Source organism: Neisseria sp. P0009.S007, from assembly GCF_051962515.1.
The window spans coordinates 8165-11068 of record NZ_JBQCVF010000073.1 but is presented as its reverse complement, the minus strand read 5'-3'; the positions used below and the strand labels follow the sequence as shown (position 1 = coordinate 11068).

The following is a 2904-nucleotide window of genomic DNA, read 5'->3' as shown; positions in this document are numbered from 1 at the left end:
GAAAGGAAAATCCAAATGAGCGAAACCCTATCCCGCCGAGTAGGCCGTCTGGTAAGCGGCGGTTTTCATGCCCTGATTGATGCGGCGGAAAACCTCGCACCTGAAGCGGTCATGAACGAAAGCATCCGCGAAATCGAGCGCGCAGTAGATGAAGTGCGTGCTGAATTGGGCAAAGTGTTGGCTCAGAAACACCTTGCCGCCAAGAAAATGGCCGATGAAAGCAACCGCCACGAAGCCATCGATGCCAATCTACAAGCCGCCGTAGATGCCGGTCGCGATGATCTTGCCGAAGCAGGTATCGCCGAACAGATGGACATCGAAGCGCGTCTGCCCATCTTGGAAAACACCATTGCCGATTGTGCCGCACAAGAAAAAGAGCTCGAAGGCTTTATCGCCGCCCTGCAGGCGAAAAAACGCGAGATGCAGCAGCAGTTGCAAGACTGGCGTGCCGCACAGCAAAGCATGAGCACAGGCAAAACAGCCGGCGGCAACGGCAGCGACCTCAATCGCATTGCCCGTGATGCCGAAAAAAGCGGCAACGCTTTCGACCGCGTGATGGGTCGTCAAAACTCGGTACACAGCAGCACCGATGCGGCGCAGTTGGCAAAATTGAAGGAATTGGAAGACTTGAGCCGCAACAACCGTATTGCCGAACGATTGGCGGCATTGAAAGCGAAATCATAAGCCATATTGAGAAAATCGCGGTTTCAGACGGCCTCTATCTCTACGGGCCGTCTGAAAAAAGAAAACCATACACACCTTAATAACAAAAAGATGACGGATTGGGAAAAATCCTGTCAGTTACGACAAATTAATAAAAAACCCATATCCAATCTGCTTAACTTTAAAATAAAATATATGCTGTCTGAAAATTAAAAAGAATAAGGAAATGCAATATGTGGAATTTAATCAACGCCCCCGAAACTGAAATCTTCGGCATTGCCATTGCGCTGATGGTTTTGCTCGGTGTGTTGGAAGTCATTTCCATGCTGGCAGGCGGTATCAGCGACTGGTTGGACAACCTGTTGCCCGACAGCCTGACCGAAACTGCGCACGCCGAGGTCGGATTGGATGTGGCGGATGCAGGCATATTCGTGCGTTTCCTGAGCTGGCTGTATGTCGGACGTATCCCGGTGTTGATGTTGATGGTGGTGTTTCTTGCCGTATACGGACTGACGGGTTATCTGTTTCAGACGGCCTTTGCCACTGTATTCGGCAGTTATCTGAATGGCACGCTGGCAGCAGTCATTGTTTGGTTTATTTCCCTACCCTTGGTGCGCGTGACGGCTAGCGGTTTGTACAAAATTATGCCGAAAGATGAAACCACTGCCGTTTTGCAGGAAAGTTTAATCGGCCGCGTCGGCACGGTGGTATTGGGCGAAGCTCGGGTAGGCAATGCGGCGCAGGTGCGCGTGAAAGATGCTTACGGCCAACAGCATTATGTGATGGTAGAGCCTGACTCTGAAGATGTATTAAAACAAGGTGATGCAGTATTGCTGGTGTCGTTGAACGGAAATACATTTAAAGCGATTTTGAATCCGAGCGGCAACTTGGTTGATTAAGGCCGTCTGAAACCGCTGATTTATCGATACGGGAAAAATAGATACTTCACCGTCCTATTCTCACTATCTAGAAATTTGAGATAAAAATTAGAAAAAACACCCCCTATTATTTCACATATTTTTAACCCTTTCAGACGGCCTCTTTCTCTCAAAGCCTTCTGAATCCACCGCCCCAAAGGCATATTAACAAGAAGAAAGGAAAAACCATGAATTTGGTCTCCATCGGCACTATCGCCGGCGTCATACTCGTCGCGCTGTTTGTACTCGGCCTCATCCTGACCCGTCTGTATCGCCGTGCCAGCAAAGAAGTCTCATTTGTCCGCACCGGTTTTGGTGGCGAAAAAGTCATCATGAACGGCGGTGCGATGGTGCTGCCTGTATTGCACGAAATCATCCCCGTCAACATGAATACACTGCGCCTTGAAGTGCGCCGCGCAGCCCAACAAGCGCTGATTACCCGCGACCGGATGCGCGTTGACGTGATGGCGGAATTTTACGTCCGCGTTAAACCCAGCGCCGAGAGCATTGCGACCGCCGCACAAACACTGGGTATGAAAACCATGTCTCCCGATGAGTTGAAAGACCTCGTCGAAGGTAAATTTGTTGACGCCCTACGCGCCGTTGCCGCCGAAATGGCGATGGAAGAACTGCATGAAAAACGTGTTGATTTCGTTCAGAAAGTACAACAAGTCGTGAGTGAAGACTTGTTCAAAAACGGTCTCGAACTCGAAACCGTTTCCCTGACCGGCCTCGACCAAACCAGCTTCGAATTTTTCAACCCGCAAAACGCCTTTGACGCGGAAGGTTTGACCAAACTGACCGAAACCATCGAAGGCCGCCGCAAAAAACGTAACGAAATCGAACAAGACACCGATTTGGCAATCAAAACCAAAAACCTCGAAGCCGAGCAGCAACGCCTGAAAATCTCGCGCGAAGAAGAATACGCCAAACTCGAACAAGAGCGTGAGATTGCCGTCCGCCGTGCCGAACAAGAGGCCAGCATTGCCGAACAAGAATCTCAGAAAAAACGTGAAGCGGAAGAAGCCAAAATTGCGGCTGAACGCGAAGTGGATTTGAAACGCATTGCCGCCGAACGCGACATTAAAAACGAAGACATTAGAAAAGCCCAAGCCGTTGAGCAGGCCGAGGTTGAACGCCGCAAAGCCATCGAATTGGCCGAGCAAGACCGCGCCATCGCCGTTGCCGAAAAATCGCGTGCTGAATCCGAAGCCAAAGCCGAAGCCGACAAAGCCCGCGCCGCCGCCGTTCGCGAAGAAGAGAGCGTGATTACCGTACGCGAAACCGAACGCGCCGAGCGTGCCAAAGCGGTTGAATTGATTGC

General features: G+C 50.8%; 3 protein-coding genes. All 3 read left to right on the top strand.

Translation table 11 applies throughout. From position 1 onward, the window contains the following. Window positions 1–15: 15 nt before the first annotated feature. Complete coding sequence (locus ACTHS3_RS07890) at window positions 16–684, top strand: PspA/IM30 family protein (RefSeq protein ID WP_039861870.1); 669 nt, start codon at window positions 16–18, stop codon at window positions 682–684. Window positions 685–896: 212 nt separating this feature from the next. Beyond that, the gene (locus ACTHS3_RS07885; RefSeq protein ID WP_004518999.1) at window positions 897–1562 is read left to right on the top strand and encodes a YqiJ family protein; all 666 of its coding nucleotides are present in this window, start codon (window positions 897–899) and stop codon (window positions 1560–1562) included. 206 nt (window positions 1563–1768) lie between these two features. Beyond that, a partial coding sequence (locus ACTHS3_RS07880; protein WP_440367607.1) for a flotillin family protein occupies window positions 1769–2904 on the top strand: 1136 nt, incomplete at its 3' end.

Excerpts from the sequence above, each read along its gene's own strand:
- ACTHS3_RS07885 (WP_004518999.1), top strand. The coding sequence starts at position 897 with ATGTGGAATTTAATCAACGCCCCCGAAACTGAAATCTTCGGCATTGCC.
- ACTHS3_RS07890 (WP_039861870.1), top strand. The coding sequence starts at position 16 with ATGAGCGAAACCCTATCCCGCCGAGTAGGCCGTCTGGTAAGCGGCGGT.